Here is an 18131-nt window from a genome sequence, read left to right as displayed (position 1 = left end):
TTAAATGCCTAAACCATTTTTAAGAAATTTACAGATTGGCTTTGGATTTTCCTTGCTTTTATTATTGGCAAGTTCTACAGCTTCCTATATCAGTATTAAAGAACAAATCAGCAACCGTACGAAAGTAGATCATAGTCGTCGGGTAATTGCTTCAGCAAATAAAATTCTAAATGATTTGCAGAATGCAGAGACTGGACAAAGAGGATTTCTTTTATCTGGAAAAGAAACTTTTTTAGAGCCTTATCTCATTAGTCTACAAACCTTGCCAAAATCATTGGATCGTACTCAACAACTGGTCAGTGACAATCTTCTACAAATTCAAGTGGCTGATAGTCTTACTTATTTAGTGAAATCTCGATTAGGAATCTTAACTAATTTAATTGAAGTCAAAAGAGAAGGTAAGCAGGTGACCCTAGCACAGCTAGAGGAAGGTAAGCATTATATGGATAGCTGCCGAAATATAATCGCTCGTTTTATCAGTGTCGAAGAAGTTTTTTTAGATAAGAGATCCAATGAACTTAATAAATCATCGCTATATACATCCATTTTTGTCGTTATTGCCGCCATTGTTTCTTTGTTGATTACCGTTGTATTCTACCTTCGTATACGTGAAGATTTTATAAAAAGAGAAGGTTTGCAGAAGTCTTTACGGGAAAAAGATGAGGAAATCAGTCGAAGACTTAAAGCAACACAGCGAATTGCGAATCAAATAGCAAGTGGAGATTACAGTGTTCATGTCAATGATGAGGAGGAAGATGATTTGGGAAGCCTAGGAGGCTCTTTGAATCAGATGGCCAATGCTTTGCAAAAATCATTTGATGACTTGAATAATAATGAATGGCGACAAACTGGTTTGGCGCGATTAAATGAAATTCTTGTTGGAAATAAGACAGAAGAAATATTAGTAGCAGACGCTCTTCATCAGCTCATTCGTTACGGAAATGTTACCAATGGTGCTTTTTATTTATTAGAGCAGGACCGGATCGTACTTAAAGATGCTTATGGTCTTGAAAATAGGATGGTAAAATCGTTTAACATCGGTGAAGGAATGATTGGACAAGTCTTTAAAGAAGGTAAAGTGAAGCGATTTGAAAATCTTCAAGATAAAGATTATGTCGTAAGTTTTGCCAATGGACAAGTTCAAATTAATTACATTCTTTTATTGCCTGTATTTGTTGATTTCACGTGTATTGGTGTTATAGAACTCGGCTCGATCGATGCTTTTGAAAATGTGAAGTTACCATTCTTTATTGATGCAACTCGTAATATCGGAATAGCTATATCGGCAGCTAAAAGCCGGGATCAAGTGCAACAGCTATTGGAGGAAACACAAACACAAACAGAAGAATTGCAGGCACAACATGCGGAATTAGAGAATCTAAATACCGAGCTTGAAGCACAGACACATAAACTGCAATCTTCGGAGGAAGAACTTCGAGTACAACAAGAGGAACTCGTACAATCTAATCAGGAATTGGAAGAGCGATCTAAATCTTTAGAAGAAAAAAATTACCTCATTGCAGAGCGTAATTTAGAGATACAGCATAAAGCCGAAGAATTAGCCCTGAGTACAAAGTACAAATCTGAATTCTTGGCTAATATGTCCCACGAGCTTCGAACGCCTCTAAATTCGATTTTGCTTTTATCACGCCTCATGTCCGAGGATACTGATGGTAATCTCAATGAGGATCAAATCGAGTCAGCTAAAGTTATTCAAAGCTCTGGAACAAGTTTACTCAATCTTATTGATGAAATTTTAGATCTATCTAAGATTGAATCTGGAAAAATGGAACTTGATTATCAAGATGTAAAGTTGGATGAAGTAATCCATGATCTGCAAAATTTATTTTTGCCTGTAGTAAAAGATAAATCACTCGCATTTAATATTAAAACTGAATCTGGTATTCCAGATATGATTGAGACTGATCGTTTAAGACTTGATCAGATCTTGAGAAATTTACTTTCTAATGCGATTAAGTTTACACATGAAGGAAGTATTACACTAACCATATCTGATGATAAAGAACATAGCGACCAGTTACTTTTTGAAGTTAAAGATACTGGGATTGGAATTGCAGAAGAAAAGCAAAAAATTATATTTGAAGCTTTTCAGCAAGCGGATGGTTCCACGCGTAGAAAATTTGGAGGAACAGGACTGGGGCTTTCTATCAGTAGAGAAATTGCTCGCTTATTAGGAGGAAAGATTTCATTAAAAAGTAAGGAAGGAGAAGGAAGCGTTTTTACATTAATTCTTCCTAAAAGAAAAATTTCAGAAACAATAAAGCCTACTTCAGAGGAATTGATTGATATTATCGCCTCAGATATTAATGAGATGACTACTATCGTTTCGGAATCTGTTGCGCCTAACATTGTCTATAATATTCCAGAAGAAGTTGACGACGATCGCGATAATATTGTAAAAGGCGATAAAGTGATCTTAATCGTTGAAGATGATACCGCTTTTGCAAAAGCTTTATTAAAATATACACGTCAGCAGCAATATAAAGGTATCGTAGTCGTGCGTGGGGATATTGCAGCTGATTTTGCAGCTCGTTATCTTCCCTTGGCTATTTTATTGGACATTCAGCTACCGATTAAAGATGGCTGGGAAGTTATGGATGAGATAAAAAGTAATCCACAGACACGACATATACCCGTTCATATTATGTCTTCACTTCGCGTGAAGAAAGAAAGCTTGCTGAAAGGAGCGATTGATTTTATAAATAAACCTGTTGCTATCGAGCAGATCGGATTGATGTTTAAGAAGATAGAAGATGCCTTAACACGTTATCCAAGAAAGGTACTGATTGTTGAGGAAAATCCCAAACATGCTTCAGCGCTTTCTTATTTCTTGAGCAATTTTAATATTGCAGCGGAAATTAAAACAAATGTTGACGATAGCGTTCAAGCATTGAGTTCTGATTCGGTCAATTGTGTGATTTTAGATATGGGTGTACCCGATAAGATTGGTTACGAAACTCTTGAAGCAATCAAGAATAATGAAGGATTGGAAAACTTACCTATTATTATTTTTACAGGAAAGAATCTCTCTCATGCGGAGGAAGTGAAAATAAAACAATACGCTGATTCAATCGTTATAAAAACAGCTCATTCGTATCAGCGGATTTTAGATGAAGTTGGACTTTTCTTGCATTTAGTGGAAGAAAACACGACAGATCAACAGAAAAGAAAAGCAAATAAACTGGGATCTCTAAGCGAGGTGCTAACAGGTAAGAAAGTGTTGATTGCTGACGATGATGTGCGAAATATATTTTCACTATCAAAGGCTTTAGAGAAATATCAAATGAATGTTATTTCTGCAACAAATGGAAAAGAGGCATTATTACAGTTAGATAATCATCCTGATGTATCCATTGTGCTTATGGATATGATGATGCCTGAAATGGATGGATATGAAACCATCAGACTGATCCGAAAACATCCTCAATATACCAAATTGCCCATTATGGCTGTCACTGCAAAAGCAATGACGGGTGATCGTGAAAAATGTATTGTTGCAGGAGCTTCAGATTATATTTCTAAACCAGTTGACACAGACCAACTGCTCTCTTTACTGCGAGTATGGTTATATGAAAATTAAGAGCATAAAACAGTGTGATGAAAAAAGTTAAGTTAGTATTGATTATTGATGATGACAATCGCAATATTTTTGCGCTGCGATTGGCGTTAAAGTCGAGAGGATATCAATCACTTTCCTGTAATAGTGCACAGGAAGGAATTGCTCTACTGGACTCCAATAGGGATATTGAAATCGTTTTGATGGATATGATGATGCCAGATATGGACGGCTATGAAGCTATACAGGTAATCAAATCATCTCAAATTTATGGTGATATTCCAGTGATTGCTGTTACTGCTCAGGCGATGCAGGGCGATCGCGAAAAGTGTATTGAAGCAGGTGCTCGTGAATATGTCCCTAAGCCGATTAACTTAGATAGATTAATAAGCATAATTGAACAAAACTGTTAAATGTGGGAACCGAATATTATAAAAAATGACGATATTGAACTTCTCTTGACCGATGTCGCCGATCGCTATGGCTACGATTTTACGCAGTATAGTAAGGCTTCATTAAAGCGTCGATTGAATCGAATCTGTTTAATTGATAAGTTTAGTAGCTTTGCAGAACTTCGATATCGGGTCATGAATCACCCCGAATATCTCCAACGTTTTGTTGAAGAAATAACAGTCAATGTGACAGAAATGTTTCGTGATCCAAATTTTTATAAAGCGTTGCGGGATGAGGTTTTCCCCCGGTTAGGTACTTATCCCTTTATTCGAATATGGGTCGCTGGTTGTTCTACAGGAGAAGAGGCATATTCTGTCGCTATTCTTCTCAAAGAAGCTAATTTATATCATAAATCATTGATTTATGCAACGGATATTAACCCTGGCGTATTGGAGCGTGCGAGTAGTGGGATTTTTCCGATTAGTCAAATGCAATTATACTCAGAGAATTATAGATTATCTGGAGGAATAGAAGATTTTTCTAAATATTATACGGCCAATTATGATTCTGTCAAATTTCACCATGATTTGAAAGAGAAAATGATATTTTCGACTCATAATTTGGTTTCCGATAGTTCGTTTAATGCTTTTCAACTTATTCTCTGTAGAAATGTACTGATTTACTTTGATAAAGAATTGCAAAATAGTGTTTTTAACCTGTTTGATATAAGTCTTGATGCATTGGGGTATTTAGCTCTAGGATCTAAAGAAACTATTCGTTTTTCAAAATTAGAAAAACAGTATAAGCAAATTGGTGACGAACGCATTTGGAAAAAAATCCGATAATTTTAAGATATACTTAGCAATGGTAAAAAGGACAAATATAGTGGTTATCGGAGGATCGGCCGGAAGTCTCAAAGTACTTCTCGTAGTTTTACCTCTCCTAGATCAAGGCCTTCCGTTTCCCATTGTTATCATTATGCATCGCAAGGCTTCATCCGATTCGGTATTAAATAAGCTCTTGGCACATAACACAAAATTAGACGTCATAGAAATCGAAGATAAGATGACCATGTTACCGGGATGTATCTATATTGTACCACCAAATTATCATATGCTTTTTGAAAATAAGTCATTAGTATCGTTAGATTTTTCTGAGAAACTTAATTTTTCACGACCATCTATTGATATTACATTTCGTTCTGCTGCTGAAGTCTTTCAGGAATGTGCTGTTGCTTTGCTGTTGTCTGGCGCAAACTCGGATGGAGTAAATGGATTGAAAGAAATTAAAAGCTATCAAGGCACTGTAGCGGTCCAAGACCCCTCGACCGCAGATGTTGATTATATGCCTTTACAGGCTACTTTGCATGTCGCTGTTGACATCATTTTAAAGCCAATTGAAATTGCGACTTATATCAATAGATTACGTATTTAATCCTTGTCCTTTTACAGGACAAATTATTATATTAGCGCCTTGTTAATATTCCCTATACATTGATTTACTATGAAAGATAAAACTATACTGCTCTTTGATGATGATGTAAATATCTTGGAGGTATGCACCATTATTTTAGAGAACTATGGGTATACAGTAGCTACTTCTGAGACATCGCACGACATTATTGAAAAAGTAACTGAAATTAGACCAGATGTTATTTTGATGGATAATTGGATTCCTGAAATTGGTGGTATAAAAGCAACTCAGTTGGTGAAGCAACACCCTGAATTTAAACATATACCAGTTATTTATGTATCTGCAAATAATGATATTCATCTTTTAGCTGAAGAGGCTGGAGCGGATAGCTATCTTGAAAAACCATTTAATTTGGATGATTTGGAAAGTGCCGTAAATACGATGCTAATGGATTCAAAAGATAGGGTCTAAATTGTAATAATTAAACATCATAATAGTAAAAAAGGATTTTGTGTATACAGAATCCTTTTTTATTTAATATTTGTGATTTATACCTTTCATGATATAATACTTTCATATGACTGGAATTTACAAATATTAGATTTTTTTAAACTTGCTGTAAATGTACTTGTTCACAGCGCTATGTACGTAATTTGTTGTATTTGTACCTGTTGTAAATTATGTGTGAAAACTAATAAGTTACGAGGGCGTTATTAGTGTGTAGATAATAACATTAAAACTTACATATTATGGCAACAGTAAAAAGTAAAAAAGGTAATATGCCTAACGCACATCTCCACGAATTATTTGTAGACGAATTGAAAGATGTACTTGGAGCTGAAAGACAATTGTTAAAGGGCCTAAAAAAATTGGCCGATGCAGCACATGGAGAGCAGCTTAAGCAAGCATTTAAAAGCCATTATGAGCAAACTGAAGGGCATATTGAGCGATTGAAGTCTGTGTTTTCGAGTATCGACTTGACCGCTAGAGGTAAGAAATGTAAAGCGATGGAAGGTTTGCTAAATGAAGCTGAGGAAATTTTAGAAGAGTTTCAAGATAGTCCTGAAGTATTAGACGCTGCTCTGATCGCTGCTGCACAAAAAGTCGAGCATTACGAAATCGCAACTTATGGTTGTTTGGTCACGTATGCTAAATTGATGGAGCACAAAGAGGCCGAAGAGCTTTTAGCTGCTACTTTAGCAGAAGAAAAAGATACTGATGTATTATTAACAGAGATTGCTATGAGCGAGTCAAACTTGGGGCAGTCAGCTTAATTTATATAATCATACAAGAAGCTAAAACAGCTGTCATCATTTATAAAATGACAGCTGTTTTTATATTATTAGTAGCTTGATACTTCCGCTTTTCTTTGGTATATGTATCTGCTCTATTATCCCTTAGGAATCTTTTTGCATGTATGCATAATTAATGATATTATACGATTTACTATACGTTATGCTTACGATAATCCACTTTTAATTTACGATGTCACTTTGATCAATTCAATGATGGTTGAAAGGAGACCTAGTAGTATTTAAATTTTGGGAACTAAAAATTCAAGTACATTTTCTCTCACTTCATATACAGCAATATTTTTCAATGGAAGTATAAGTTCATCATCGATATGCATGTACGCACTATCGCAATCAATAGTCAGTTCCTTGGCTTCAAATGATTTATAGTTAAATGCAACATCCTGTTGATCAATTCTTTTTTTGATATACTCCGCAAAATCTGCTCGTTGATCTTCATCGACATATACCACATTAAACATACCATCGTCTGTTGCTGCTTCTGGTGACAATATAAGATTGGGACCTATCGATTGAATATTCATGACTTCCAATAAGATACAATTTCCTTCGTATATTCGATCATCTGCTTTTATCCAATATTTTTCAGATTTAGCCGATAATATGATCTCATGTAGCACCTCAAGTGCCAGTTTTAATTCATCTTTTGAATTTTTCACTTTACTTTTATCCACGCCAATCATTTTTTTAATTAAATGCGGAAACACGCCATACCCTGCACCTTCAAGAAAAAAATCTGTTGTATCTGCATTTTTAATTACACCAACATCAAATCGTTGTCGCTTACTATTTTTCCAGCTTTCGATATGCTTTGCATGATTTAAATTACTGTCGATACCTAGAGCAATTGATAGATTATTGGCCGTTCCCATCGGGAGAATGGTGATGGGTATTTTTTTATCAAGTGCAGTTCTTTTCATCAGCTCTTTCACAACGCCCCTTACAGTGCCATCCCCGCCAGCAACTATCGCAAAATCCGTTTGATCTAGCTGATGAACCCAGCTATCACCTTTTTTAACTGAAAAATACACACAAGTATATCCTTCATTCTCGATACATTCTACTAAATCAGACTTCAAATGATCTTCATCTCCCGCGCCGGGATTATGCAGTAAAATAGCTTGTTTCATACATTAATTTATATATATAACAACATTTCCCAAGACTATTTGTTGTTATATAAATAAGATTTATTTGCAGTAACGATACACATTATGAGAATTTTAATTACAAATGACGATGGTATTTACAGTCCAGGCATTGCATCACTTGCCAAAGTTGCTAGAAAATTTGGACAAGTAAAATTGGTCGCACCCGATGTGGAACAGTCCTCGATGGGACATGCGGTCACACATTCTCGACCTTTGAGTTATAAAAAATCACCAATCGAGTTTCCTGATGTTGAAGCATATCGGGTCAATGGTACACCAGCAGATTGTGTTGCGATGGGAACCCATCTATGGAATGATGTGGATGTAGTATTATCAGGGATTAACATGGGACCTAATTTAGGCAATTCAATGTGGCATTCGGGCACTTTAGCCGCTGCTAAGCAAGCTGTTTTATTTGGTATTAAGGGTATAGCACTCAGTACACCAGTTGGCAATACAGAGCCTGACTTCGAGGCACTTGAACCTTATGTTGAACAGACCTTAGAGTTGTTACTAAAGGATAAGGAATTGGCTTTATATAATGTTAATTTTCCTCCTCAACCTACTGACATGATGTGGACCAGACAATCTGTTCGTTTGTATGATGGAACGATTATACCAGGCACAGATCCTTTAGGTCGTAAACATTATTGGTTTACGGTTACACCGTTAGAACCTGCTGATGAAGGAACAGATCGTTGGGCAATTGAAAATAATTTGGTTTCTATAACACCATTAAGACTCGACCTTACAGATGAAGCTGTCCTTTCTAAAAAGTTGAGCGAATGCTAGTTAGTGATATTAATATTCGATTTCATGATGCGTTATGTATATGTGCGATCTTAACTGTTTTTGTCTATTTTATATCTATGATGATAGTGGATATATATTCACTTTAAAAATTTGATGTCTATTTAAATATAATTTGAAAATGAAGAATCTGAGAACTATATTTTTACTTTCGCTTTTATTCTTCATCACTGCTTGTGGTGAAAATAAAAATTCCAATTCAGCTTTACAGCATAATCAGGATACTGCAAAACAGCAAAAATCAAATCCCGGAGTTCCATTGGATAATCTCCATAGAAGTAAAACAGGAGATTCTGCTTCAGGAAAAAAAGATGTCAAAACCGGTATTCCACTTGACAATTTAGAACGTAGCAAATCAGCTGATAGTATTAATCAGCCATTGAATCGTTAGCCAAATTTAAATTATTCAAGTATTAGACAGGAGTACTATTGCGTATTTAGTTAATGTATGAGGTAAAATCCAGTCAAGACTATTATCTGTTTAAGGAAGTATTGACCATTATTAAATACTTATTTTTCTAAGCGTATACGAATGATCTGATTTAAATGATATACAAAGTTGATTTTGTATAGTTCATCCGTACTTTTTATTAGCTATCATTGAGCAGCATCCCTTAAATTGCGGACATGATCATGAGCTGCTTTTTGTCTTTGTGCATGATTTCGGATTATACTTACGATATGTATAGGAAGGTCGGGTGATTCCTGAATTGCTTTTTCGTATGCCTTTTTACTTGCGTCTTCACCGCGTTCACATTCCTCGAGGATACTTTTACGATCATGACCAGATAGCGAAGCTTTAAGTTCTAACCAAAAGCGATGTAATTTTCCAGAAATATGCATTCGCTGTCCCGATCCTTCGCCATCAATAACTGCGAAAGGAAGCAATTCACTATTGAACTGATTGGTTTGCTGAATATAATCTTCAAATAGTGTTCTTAAATCCTGGTCGCTGTCAGTTTTTAAATTTTCTAAAGCACGTGTATAGCCATCTATTCTATCATTGTTGATCTGAATCAAATCACTGATAATTTCTGCAGTAGTTTCACTGGTATACATAATTTTTGCCAATTTATCTGTTAATAACCTAATTACTATTTATTAACAACTCGGCGTATATAAAGGTTTTTGTTATAGCATTGTTTATCGTTTAATAACAGTCTGTACATGAGTTTTTTTGGCTGTTGCTTTTAAATGTAAACAAGTATTCTTTCTATCATTTAACGTATTTTTTGTAGTTTTTTAAATGCAAACTTTTGACTTAGTACCATGTTATATAGTCAGTAACGCTAAATTAACAAAGATGGCAACAAAAAATGAAAATGAAAAAGTAGGTATTGTCAATCAAGATCAACAACCTATAAACAAGGAAACGATCACGTCAGTAGTTGATAAAAGAGATAAAAAGCAAGAAGGTGATGGCGAAGCTGGAGTCGATGCGCAAATAGAGCAGCTAAATGATATGCCAGAGCCAGATACATTTCCACGTGAGCATGTAAAGCCTAACCATAAATAGCATGATAGAAATCAAGAAGATGTTTTTAGAGGGTGCCGAACTAGATTTTCTATTGGAGATCGTGGGGCGATCGGTCATTATGTTTATCTTGATATTAGTGATTTTGAGATTGTCAGGTAAGAAAGGGGTAAGGCAGCTTACCCTTTTCGAAGTAGCAATTATTTTGAGCTTAGGCTCTGCTGCTGGCGACCCTATGTTTCAAGAGGAATTGCCTATTATTTATGCACTTGTTGTCTTATTTTCAGTTATTCTGATTTATAAGCTTATAACTTGGCTATCCACTAAATCCACTTTTATTAATAAGATTTTAGAAGGAGAGGCGATGGTCGTGGTCAGGCATGGTATGTTTGATTTAAAGCACGAACATGATGGTGATTTTTCAAAAATGGAGTTTTTCTCAGAGTTGCGTAATCAATCAGTAGAGCATCTTGGTCAGGTTCGTATGGCTGTACTTGAGATTGATGGTTCAATGAGCATATTATTTTATCCAGATGCAGAAGTAAAATATGGACTCCCATTATTTCCAGATGACTATCAACAGATTACAATCAATGCAGCAGGAGCTCCGATTGCTTGTATGTATTGTGGGCAAATTTTGGAAAATATTCCTCAAGAACAATCATGCCCTCGATGTCAACGTAAAAAATGGGCACTAGCAATTGATACTAAACGTATCTAATTTAGAAATAATAGAAAAAGATCAAATTATAAGGGAGTACGATATCTTATAATTTGATCTTTTTTCTGTCCTTAGAGTATCGTTAGATACTCATTTATTCACGCTATTGAAAAAAAATATGACATTAAATTTCTTTATATTTTGCTTGAAGATAAGGATTATGATAACGTTTGTAGAATAATTTCTTGTCATCTCTATAGCTTGATACGGCTCCCAATTTATGTAACAGTTTAATGTAGTACCATGCCAAATCTATTTGATAAGGTTTAAAACCACTGCGTGCGCTTTTGGGAAATAGATGGTGATTATTATGCCATTCGCCGGCAACGATCCCGGGCCATATTTGATTGATTGATTTGTCATTGACGCTAAAATCTATACCTTCTCTTTGTTTATCTTCTCCTTTAGCATGACCTTCATAATTAAACGTCCTTACTCCAACACCCCAAAAAGCTGCGGCTCCAAAAAGGCTACATGCTAGAGCGTGCCCCCCCATTAGATAAAATGCTAAGTACCAAAAAGACCAGTTTAGTATCCAAGACAGTAGCGCATATGCAGGTTTTACATAAGAGCCCCATTTTTTGTACTGCTTATAGCTATTTGCTGGTACAGCAGTATGCTGCATAAGCAATTTTACTCTATTATAATCTTGTTCATTAAGATCTTTGGCTATGGGTTGATGATTGACGTCGGCGAGAAAGCAATATAGAAATCCCGCTTGTGCATTGTATGGATCTCCTGGTTGATCAGATTTAGCATGGTGTACATGATGTGAAATCACATAGATCTCTTCTGGAATCACATTGATCGTTAGATTTTGGGTGAAAAATCTCCAGAAAGCATTTTTGAATTTGTACGCTCCATGGGTACAGTATCGGTGATGCCAGATAGTTCCATGGGTTCCCATGATGATCATACTGTAAATAAAAGCTGCTAACAGTGTCCACCAACTTAAGTAAGTTGTTAAAAAAATAAAGAAAAAAGGTATTAGACAAATGATCTTTAACCAGCTGAAAAAAGGAAGCCAATTTTTTCGATCTTTAAAAATATTTATTCTATTGAAAAATTCAATGATGATTTCTTTATTCGTTGGCTTAATAAGTTTGCCCGTAGCGTCTTGCCACCCATAGGAAGGTGGTTGTAATACATGATCTAAAAATGACATGTTGGTAATAATTTTAGTTTAGGGATGTTGTCAGAGTAGTTTAGCTAAAAAATAAGTGATATATGAATATTTTTTAGAATAACATTTCGTGTTTATAATTATCTCCTAATAGAACTATTTGAGATCGATTAGGGAATAATTTGGAGTGGTAAATAGTTGATTGAATGGTGTTGTTATCGAATTAGTGATCATCTGAAATGCCATATTTAACAGAAGCTAGCATGTACATTGAATAGACGAAATCTAAATTTAAAAAATGTAGTAAATTAGCACAGATGCTAATCACTACATCAATACGGAGAATTTATCTTAATTCCCCAATTCTTTTATCTTGCTACGCGTACGTTGAAAGCGTTAACACCTTTTTGGCCATTTTCTACTTCAAATGTTACGCTGTCATTTTCACGGATATCATCCATTAAACCTGTTGAATGTACAAATACATCTTGACCACCATTTGTTGGTGTAATAAAACCGAAACCTTTGGTAACGTTAAAGAATTTTACTGTTCCTTCTTGCATTATATTATTGTTTTTATTAAAAATTATTTCATTATAGACCTATGTTTATGTCATCGTATGACACATACAAGTTAATCGATCTGCTAGCAAGAAAAGGATGTGTATTTTTGAAGGTTGATAGAAGTCAAGCTCTAAGAGTACTGCGCACTTTTTATGAATAACAAAAATTGGCAGTTGCAAAAAGCGATAAGTAACACGTTGTGGTTTATTTACCTGTTTGGTGTTTGATAATCGCAAGGCAGAGCCTGATTCTAAAACAAATGTAAGTATTATATATTGAAAATCAAAATATATTAATTTTTATCCGCAATAAACTGATTATTGCATCTGTATGCCTTCCATGGCATTTTGACTTTTATTTTTCTTAAACATATTCATATCCATTTTTCCAAAGCGGTATGACAAGTTTAATTTAACGAGCTGCGGATTGGAAAGACGATAATAGGTCTGTGAAAATCCCTCACCAGAAGAAACGATAGTATTGCCTCGACTTCTGAAAATATCGTTTACAGCCAGAGTAACAGATGCTGCTTGGTTTTTCAAAAAACTTTTCTTGATGGCAAGATCAACCCCGTAAAATGGTTTTATATATCCTTGTGACGAGCTTTGAGCTTGATTCATCGGCGGACCGAAACTTTGATTTTGTGTAACCGGCATATTTGTTTTGCCTTGATACTCAAAAGCTAATTGAAAGTTCCAATTATTTTTAATATTGAATGTATTGTTTAATTTACCAAATACTGTCCACATCGCATCAGTTTTTACACGTTCATCTACCTCGATTTTAGAATTATAGAAATTTACATCTGCTGTGAGATCCCACCACTTTTTGAGATTATTAGTGTAAGTAAACTCTGCACCATAGTTTCTGCTGGCATTAGCATTGATATAGGTATTGATAAAATCCATTTTATCTGTGATCGGATTGAGTTCTTGTGTCAGATACCGCGTAATTAAATTATTAGTTTTTTTGTAATATACAGAAGCCAAAAAAGTGCCTTTGCCATGTGTTCTACTATAAGAAATTTCACCCGATGTCGTAAACTCTGGTACAAGGTCCGCATTACCTCTTGTGATATTTAAACTATCGGTATAATCTATAAAAGGAATAATTTGAAAAAAATTGGGACGGTTAACACGGCGGGTTACACTCATTTGAACCTGATCTTTCTCGGATATTTTTTTACTCAAGAATAAGGATGGAAATAGGCTAAGTGGATAGCGATTGTGAAATTTTTCATTCGTATTCAAAAGCTCTCCATCGTAAGTAGAACTTTCGCCACGAAGACCAACTTTGTATGATACCCAATCTTTTAAATTTCCACCAAGAGAAGCGTATACTGCATATACGGTGTTTTTATTATCATAATTGGTAGATGCTGATGTGATATTTTCAAAATCTTCTTCACCTATAGCTTTTAGTGAATTGTCATTGATATTTGTTAAATTATTGATCTGTGCACGCAATCCTGTTTCGAGTTTCATACCATTTTTGAATGGTTTAACGTAATCAGCTTGGATAGTCATAAACTGATTATCACCTGAACCATTATTTTTTTGTATCTGCGTACCTGTAATCTGGTTCATACTATTAAGGTAGTTGGTCGTGTAAAGGCCATTGGATGTATTACTCCCTCCAAAATAGTTAAAGTCAACTGTCAATTCTTCACCTTCTGTTTTGAATTTTTGAACTAGACCAGCTTGTAGACCTCTAGGTTTAAAGCTGCGCTCTGATTCAGAAATTCTATTGCTTAGTGAAGTGTTGCTTACTGATTGTGTTGAGATCAACGTGCTTTCATTAGGACGAAATTTTCCCTCGACAAATATTCCTGCAATTGAAAATGTAGTCTTTGGACTAAAATCATAATCCAGACCCAGTCTTCCAAAAGTGATCATCCCTTTTGTTTTTCCTTCTATATCTTGGTCTACAACTGAATTTTCGTTGTTGATATTACTCAGTCGATGACTATCTCCCTCGGTATTGGTTCGCATACGCATATTCATACCTGTTAATGAAATATTTAATTTGTCCTGACGTGCATTGAGACTTCCCATAAAATTGGTTCCGCCAAAGCGGTCACCTCCAAGGGTCACCATACCATTGTAACCTGTTTTTTTATTTTTCTTAAGAATGATATTTAAAATACCTGCCATACTCCCTGAAGCATCGTACTTAGCAGATGGATTGGTAATGATCTCTATTTTTTCGATAACGTCGGCTGGTATTTGATCTGGCGAAAGTGTTGTCGGTTTACCATCTACGAAAATTGTTGGAGCAGCATTTCTGAGTTTGACATTGCCGTCAATATCAACTTGAACAGATGGCATATTGCGAAGTACATCAATGGCTGTTCCGCCGGCTGCTACGATATTTTTTTCTACATTGTACACTTTTTTGTCAATATCCATCTCCAGCAGCGCTTTACGCCCTGTCACGGTTACTTCATCAAGTTTTTGATTATCGGGTTCTAGGACGATTGACCCCATATCTTTGTTTATATTTTTGTTATTACTTCCATATTCTACTCGTATATCTTTAGCAGTATAACCGACAGAGCTAATTTTTAATTTCCATTTGTCCTTTGTGGATACATCTGAAAAACTGAATGTACCATTTTCTTGAGAACTGGTACTTCGTATTAATACTTCTCTTTCCTTGCCAGACGTTTGTTCTTTTATGATCTGCAGTAGAGTGACGGAAGCCTGCGCAATTGGTTTACCTTGATTGTCTACAATTTGACCTAAAAGTTTACCTTCAGAGATGGTGATACTACTTGGGCGGTTAGTTGAAGACGTTTGGGCATCTAATGTCGAGACGGACGCAGCCATCATCAGTGCTGATATATATGTTTTCATTTTTTCTTTTTTCCATGTATGCGGACAGTTCAGGTAATGAAGTCCGATCTAAAGCAAATGTGACAAGGATTTTTCATCTACACAATCATCTGTAGACAAATCACGTAAATGTGTAGACCAATGGAGGTAGATTTAATTAAATTTAGGTATCGAAAGCTTTATCTCAGGTGAAAGCGCTCGATATTGCTGATATATTTTTTTCCGATAGGCAATGCTATTTCGGGGAGTGTAAGCTTTGTTTGGGTAACGTGTTCAATTCGACTTTTATTGATGATGAAAGAGTTGTGGATACGTAAAAAATCAGTTTCAGGCAGTATTTTTTCCATACCCCTCAGGTTACTGCGTGTAAGAAGAGGATTTGAACGACTTACCAGGTATATTTTGACATAATCTTTTAAGCCTTCTATATAACTGATCTCATGTAAAAAGATTTTTGTTTTTTTATATTCCACATTGACTACGATGTGATCTATTTTTGGTTTATCACGTCTCAACATAATTTCCTCCACTTTCCGAATCGCTGTCGTCAATCTTCCTTTTGAGATGGGTTTGAGTAGATAATCAACCGCATTGAGCTCAAATCCCTCTACAGCATAATCATGATAAGCTGTAGTGAAAATAAATAATGGTGGGGCGGGTAGTTCACGGATAAATTCTGTACCTAATTTTTCTGGCATCTGGATATCTAAAAAAATTAGATCTACAGGTTGATCTTTTAAAAAATCAGACACATCATTAGGAGCATTGAATTTCTGTAAAATCTCTATATTGTCAAAGCTTAATAAATCATCTTCCAAGATATTTAGGGCAAATGGCTCGTCATCGATCAGTATACATTTAATCTTCATCAGTAGTCAGTTTTAGTATAACTTCAAAATACCCTTGATCATTTTTATTAATGGAAAGTTGATGCTTATTGGGGTAGAGTAATTGTAGACGACGCTGTATATTGGCTAAACCAATACCTTCGTTTACACGAGGCTGGGTGTGCTGCAAAATTTTATTGCTTGATTTAAAAGCAATTCCGCCGGGTATTTTAATAAATTGAAAGATGATGTCCGGTGTGTTTTTGCTATCCACTCCATATTTAAATGCATTTTCTACAAAATGAATAAAGAGCAAGGGTGGAATCATTCTATTTTTTAGATCGTTTTCAATTTCAAGCTGTATATTTCCTGCAACCGGAAGCCTTAGTGTTTGTAAAGCGATGAAATTTCGCATATGTTCAATTTCCTTGAAAAGTTCCACTTTTGGACCATCAACCTCATAAAGGATATAGCGCAATATTTCAGATAATTTAATGATGGTATCTTCTGAATCTGGAGATTGCTTACGGATCAGCCAACGAATATTATTTAGCGTATTGAATAGAAAATGGGGGCTGATCTGAAGTTTTAAAATGGTGAGTTCTGCTTTAGTTTTTTCCAATGCAATTTGCTTATTCAATTCTTTCTGCCTAGCCTGTTCTCCATAAAGAAAGATCATGGATGAAGTGATCATACAAAGTGAATATATAATCCCTGGACCGATTACCAGTCGTACAAATAGAATATTCTCTTTTGTAAAATGAGCTAACTCTCCATTGGGATTAAAATAAACAATTGCATAGTTGAGAGCAACATATGATAGAAAACCAAAAAGAATGATAGATACAAAGATTCTACGATGGCTAAAGAAATATTTTGGTGCAACATAGTAGCAGTGTAAATAAAAGCTAGTCGCCAAAAATAAAATATTAACGAAATGAGATATACCCGAATATGGTTTAAATTCGGCAATCTTGTCTGGTTGGTAGAGGTAAGTAATAAATGGAAGAAACAATAGTATAGTCCAGATGACAATATGCAAATAGAACTTTTTGAAGAATCTACCAATCATAACATTATTTTAAGCCAGAAAATTCTCTGATATTTCAAAAATATAAAATTATTCAACATTATTTCGAAAATTCATGATAACATTTATATTCGTATCGTATTGTAAGTGAAAAATGTTTTAAAACTCTTTCATTAAAAATTAACGCAACATGTTTACATTAGAACAGATCAATGAAGCTCATGGTAAAGTTAAATCAGGAGCGGGGTTTCCCTATTTCATAAAAGTAATTAAAGCTTTAGGCGTTATGCGCTATGAAGCTTACATAAAAGATGGACATATTGATTATTATGGTATTCATAATAATATCGTAAAGGCTGGTGCAACATACGAACCACTAGTAATTGCCAATAATGTAAAAAAAGAAAAATTTAAGACCGAATTATTAGCTCATCAACAAGGTAAAACAGATTTTTTAACTTTTATTAAAATGTGTGCTCATGTTGGCATTGATAAGTGGGTTATTTGTATGGATAAGATGACATGTACCTATTATGATCAAGCAGACAATGAAATTTTGGTGGAGGATATTCCTCCTGTCTAAATACACTAACATGAGGTACACTCATGCTGAGTCAATTGATGAAGTCAATCTGCACCTTTAATTTCTATGTTTTACGTTATTTTTCTAAATAATTTAGTGTCGATTGTGGATCATTTTAATATAAATAGCATCATTAGGCTAGAAGTACCTTTTCTTTTTTATAATTACTGATACAGACATTCCAATCTACAATACCCGTTTGTGCATTAAATTCTGCTATTATATTTCCATTACGTTGCGCGTTGTTATATGAAGCCAAAAAGTTCCAGATTTTTCCTGATAAGCGGGGCTGTCATTTTTTTGGTTTTACTTCCTATC

Annotated in this window: 19 protein-coding genes; 11 read left to right on the top strand and 8 right to left on the bottom strand. The window is 34.9% G+C overall.

All coding sequences use genetic code 11. From position 1 onward, the window contains the following. Positions 1–4: 4 nt before the first annotated feature. From AC06G9_RS13560 to AC06G9_RS13535, 6 genes are all read left to right on the top strand, one after another. Positions 5–3601, top strand: a complete 3597-nt coding sequence (locus AC06G9_RS13560) for a response regulator (protein WP_480956483.1) — start codon at positions 5–7, stop codon at positions 3599–3601. Positions 3602–3618: 17 nt separating this feature from the next. Continuing rightward, on the top strand, positions 3619–3990 hold the full coding sequence (locus tag AC06G9_RS13555; RefSeq protein ID WP_346571086.1) for a response regulator: 372 nt from the start codon (positions 3619–3621) through the stop codon (positions 3988–3990). Beyond that, positions 3991–4815: a CheR family methyltransferase gene (locus AC06G9_RS13550; protein WP_045754889.1), complete on the top strand. Its 825-nt coding sequence runs from the start codon at positions 3991–3993 to the stop codon at positions 4813–4815. Positions 4816–4834: 19 nt separating this feature from the next. Beyond that, positions 4835–5404: a chemotaxis protein CheB gene (locus tag AC06G9_RS13545; RefSeq protein WP_293925123.1), complete on the top strand. Its 570-nt coding sequence runs from the start codon at positions 4835–4837 to the stop codon at positions 5402–5404. Between the two features lie 69 nt (positions 5405–5473). After that, entirely contained in the window at positions 5474–5854 is a 381-nt protein-coding gene (locus tag AC06G9_RS13540) for a response regulator (protein ID WP_045754891.1), read from the top strand. A 278-nt stretch (positions 5855–6132) separates the two neighbouring features. Beyond that, the gene (locus AC06G9_RS13535) at positions 6133–6657 is read left to right on the top strand and encodes a YciE/YciF ferroxidase family protein (RefSeq protein ID WP_045754892.1); all 525 of its coding nucleotides are present in this window, start codon (positions 6133–6135) and stop codon (positions 6655–6657) included. A gap of 260 nt (positions 6658–6917) precedes the next feature. On the opposite strand, the gene AC06G9_RS13530 is transcribed toward AC06G9_RS13535, so the two are convergent. Next, positions 6918–7826, bottom strand: coding sequence for a diacylglycerol/lipid kinase family protein (locus tag AC06G9_RS13530; protein ID WP_480956482.1), 909 nt, complete (start codon positions 7824–7826; stop codon positions 6918–6920). Between the two features lie 84 nt (positions 7827–7910). Here AC06G9_RS13530 and surE point away from each other — a divergent pair, with 84 nt between their 5' ends. Both surE and AC06G9_RS13520 read left to right on the top strand, forming a co-directional pair. Then, positions 7911–8639, top strand: a complete 729-nt coding sequence (gene surE, locus AC06G9_RS13525; protein ID WP_480956481.1) for a 5'/3'-nucleotidase SurE — start codon at positions 7911–7913, stop codon at positions 8637–8639. Between the two features lie 139 nt (positions 8640–8778). Further along, the gene (locus AC06G9_RS13520; RefSeq protein WP_045754895.1) at positions 8779–9048 is read left to right on the top strand and encodes a hypothetical protein; all 270 of its coding nucleotides are present in this window, start codon (positions 8779–8781) and stop codon (positions 9046–9048) included. 206 nt (positions 9049–9254) lie between these two features. On the opposite strand, the gene AC06G9_RS13515 is transcribed toward AC06G9_RS13520, so the two are convergent. Next, positions 9255–9716: a PA2169 family four-helix-bundle protein gene (locus AC06G9_RS13515; protein WP_293925125.1), complete on the bottom strand. Its 462-nt coding sequence runs from the start codon at positions 9714–9716 to the stop codon at positions 9255–9257. Positions 9717–9960: 244 nt separating this feature from the next. On the opposite strand from AC06G9_RS13515, the gene AC06G9_RS13510 reads away from it, so the two are divergent. Beyond that, on the top strand, positions 9961–10173 hold the full coding sequence (locus AC06G9_RS13510) for a hypothetical protein (protein ID WP_480956480.1): 213 nt from the start codon (positions 9961–9963) through the stop codon (positions 10171–10173). 1 nt (position 10174) lies between these two features. Then, positions 10175–10852, top strand: a complete 678-nt coding sequence (locus AC06G9_RS13505; protein WP_248753399.1) for a DUF421 domain-containing protein — start codon at positions 10175–10177, stop codon at positions 10850–10852. Between the two features lie 124 nt (positions 10853–10976). Here the strand turns inward: AC06G9_RS13505 and AC06G9_RS13500 are convergent, their stop codons facing one another. The 5 genes from AC06G9_RS13500 to AC06G9_RS13480 form a co-directional block, all read right to left on the bottom strand. Continuing rightward, entirely contained in the window at positions 10977–12017 is a 1041-nt protein-coding gene (locus AC06G9_RS13500; protein ID WP_094773413.1) for a fatty acid desaturase, read from the bottom strand. Between the two features lie 326 nt (positions 12018–12343). After that, entirely contained in the window at positions 12344–12538 is a 195-nt protein-coding gene (locus AC06G9_RS13495) for a cold-shock protein (RefSeq protein WP_045753501.1), read from the bottom strand. 318 nt (positions 12539–12856) lie between these two features. Beyond that, positions 12857–15394, bottom strand: coding sequence for a TonB-dependent receptor (locus tag AC06G9_RS13490; RefSeq protein WP_480956479.1), 2538 nt, complete (start codon positions 15392–15394; stop codon positions 12857–12859). Between the two features lie 158 nt (positions 15395–15552). Further along, positions 15553–16242 (bottom strand): LytR/AlgR family response regulator transcription factor, encoded by a 690-nt coding sequence (locus AC06G9_RS13485; RefSeq protein WP_248753401.1) that lies wholly within the window; start codon positions 16240–16242, stop codon positions 15553–15555. After that, on the bottom strand, positions 16232–17272 hold the full coding sequence (locus AC06G9_RS13480) for a sensor histidine kinase (protein WP_346576087.1): 1041 nt from the start codon (positions 17270–17272) through the stop codon (positions 16232–16234). Before AC06G9_RS13480 ends, AC06G9_RS13485 begins: the two co-directional genes overlap by 11 nt. 148 nt (positions 17273–17420) lie before the next feature. Between AC06G9_RS13480 and AC06G9_RS13475 the strand changes: the two genes are divergently transcribed. After that, positions 17421–17813 (top strand): DUF1398 domain-containing protein, encoded by a 393-nt coding sequence (locus AC06G9_RS13475; RefSeq protein ID WP_346571073.1) that lies wholly within the window; start codon positions 17421–17423, stop codon positions 17811–17813. Between the two features lie 133 nt (positions 17814–17946). On the opposite strand, the gene AC06G9_RS13470 is transcribed toward AC06G9_RS13475, so the two are convergent. Further along, on the bottom strand, positions 17947–18072 hold the full coding sequence (locus tag AC06G9_RS13470; RefSeq protein ID WP_480956478.1) for a hypothetical protein: 126 nt from the start codon (positions 18070–18072) through the stop codon (positions 17947–17949). Positions 18073–18131 lie beyond the last annotated feature (59 nt).

It is taken from the genome of Sphingobacterium sp. MAE, from assembly GCF_056711605.1.
This window is presented reverse-complemented; position numbering and strand designations above follow the sequence as displayed.

Coding starts and splice junctions, on each gene's coding strand:
- AC06G9_RS13510 (WP_480956480.1), top strand. CDS start 9,961: ATGGCAACAAAAAATGAAAATGAAAAAGTAGGTATTGTCAATCAAGAT.
- AC06G9_RS13480 (WP_346576087.1), bottom strand. CDS start 17,272: ATGATTGGTAGATTCTTCAAAAAGTTCTATTTGCATATTGTCATCTGG.
- AC06G9_RS13550 (WP_045754889.1), top strand. CDS start 3,991: ATGTGGGAACCGAATATTATAAAAAATGACGATATTGAACTTCTCTTG.
- AC06G9_RS13520 (WP_045754895.1), top strand. CDS start 8,779: ATGAAGAATCTGAGAACTATATTTTTACTTTCGCTTTTATTCTTCATC.
- AC06G9_RS13500 (WP_094773413.1), bottom strand. CDS start 12,017: ATGTCATTTTTAGATCATGTATTACAACCACCTTCCTATGGGTGGCAA.
- surE (WP_480956481.1), top strand. CDS start 7,911: ATGAGAATTTTAATTACAAATGACGATGGTATTTACAGTCCAGGCATT.
- AC06G9_RS13495 (WP_045753501.1), bottom strand. CDS start 12,538: ATGCAAGAAGGAACAGTAAAATTCTTTAACGTTACCAAAGGTTTCGGT.
- AC06G9_RS13535 (WP_045754892.1), top strand. CDS start 6,133: ATGGCAACAGTAAAAAGTAAAAAAGGTAATATGCCTAACGCACATCTC.
- AC06G9_RS13560 (WP_480956483.1), top strand. CDS start 5: ATGCCTAAACCATTTTTAAGAAATTTACAGATTGGCTTTGGATTTTCC.
- AC06G9_RS13555 (WP_346571086.1), top strand. CDS start 3,619: ATGAAAAAAGTTAAGTTAGTATTGATTATTGATGATGACAATCGCAAT.
- AC06G9_RS13490 (WP_480956479.1), bottom strand. CDS start 15,394: ATGAAAACATATATATCAGCACTGATGATGGCTGCGTCCGTCTCGACA.
- AC06G9_RS13475 (WP_346571073.1), top strand. CDS start 17,421: ATGTTTACATTAGAACAGATCAATGAAGCTCATGGTAAAGTTAAATCA.
- AC06G9_RS13530 (WP_480956482.1), bottom strand. CDS start 7,826: ATGAAACAAGCTATTTTACTGCATAATCCCGGCGCGGGAGATGAAGAT.
- AC06G9_RS13545 (WP_293925123.1), top strand. CDS start 4,835: ATGGTAAAAAGGACAAATATAGTGGTTATCGGAGGATCGGCCGGAAGT.
- AC06G9_RS13515 (WP_293925125.1), bottom strand. CDS start 9,716: ATGTATACCAGTGAAACTACTGCAGAAATTATCAGTGATTTGATTCAG.
- AC06G9_RS13485 (WP_248753401.1), bottom strand. CDS start 16,242: ATGAAGATTAAATGTATACTGATCGATGACGAGCCATTTGCCCTAAAT.
- AC06G9_RS13540 (WP_045754891.1), top strand. CDS start 5,474: ATGAAAGATAAAACTATACTGCTCTTTGATGATGATGTAAATATCTTG.
- AC06G9_RS13505 (WP_248753399.1), top strand. CDS start 10,175: ATGATAGAAATCAAGAAGATGTTTTTAGAGGGTGCCGAACTAGATTTT.